Origin of the sequence: Streptomyces lushanensis, assembly GCF_001700515.1 — a bacterium.
Taxonomy (GTDB): Bacteria; Actinomycetota; Actinomycetes; order Streptomycetales; family Streptomycetaceae; genus Streptomyces; species Streptomyces lushanensis.
Genome location: NZ_MAUD01000349.1, coordinates 265 through 995 on the forward strand (window position 1 = coordinate 265; position 731 = coordinate 995).

Here is a 731-nt window from a genome sequence, read left to right on the forward strand (position 1 = left end):
CGTTCTGCCACGCCTCGGCCAGGGTGACGCCTCCTCTGCCGTACACCGGCAGGAGGCCGGAGAGCATCCCCGAGGCGCCGACCTCGAAGCCGGTCGCGAAGATGACACAGTCGACCTCGTACGCGGTCCCGCCGACCACGACGGCGTCCTCGGTGATGCGCTCCACACCGTGGCTGTCGGCGGTGTCGACCAGGGTGACGTTCGGGCGGTTGAACGTCTGAAGGTAGGTGTCGCTGAACGTGGGCCGCTTGCACATGTAGCGGTACCACGGCTTGAGCGCCTCGGCCGCCGCCGGATCCGTGACGACGGCGTCGACCCGGGCGCGGATCTCGTTCATCTTCCGGAAGTCGGCCAGCTCGTACGTGCGCTCCCGCTCGTCCGGCGGCAGGTCCGCGTAGCCGTCGCTCGGGATGAGCTTCTGCTGAAGCCGGGCGCTGCTGGTCCAGCCGTCGTCGACCAGGTCCTCGTCCACCCGGCCACCGGTGACGAGCGTGAGGAAGTTGTCCATACGGCGCCGCTGCCAGCCCGGCGTCAGGGAAGCGGCCCAGGCGTCGTCCGTGGGGCGGTTGCCGCGTGTGTCGACCGAGGACGGTGTGCGCTGGAACACGTACAACTGCCCGGCGTCGGCCCCGAGATGGGGCACGCACTGGATGGCGGTCGCGCCGGTGCCGATCAGACCGACACGTTTGTCGGCGAGCCGGTGCAGATTGCCGTCGGCGTCACCGCCGGTG

At 70.0% G+C, this 731-nt stretch carries 1 protein-coding gene; it reads right to left on the minus strand.

What is annotated here, in order from left to right; all coding sequences use genetic code 11:
- Window positions 1-731, minus strand: a 731-nt coding sequence (locus BFF77_RS25625; protein ID WP_483855214.1) for an NAD(P)/FAD-dependent oxidoreductase, incomplete at both ends; no start/stop codon positions are given.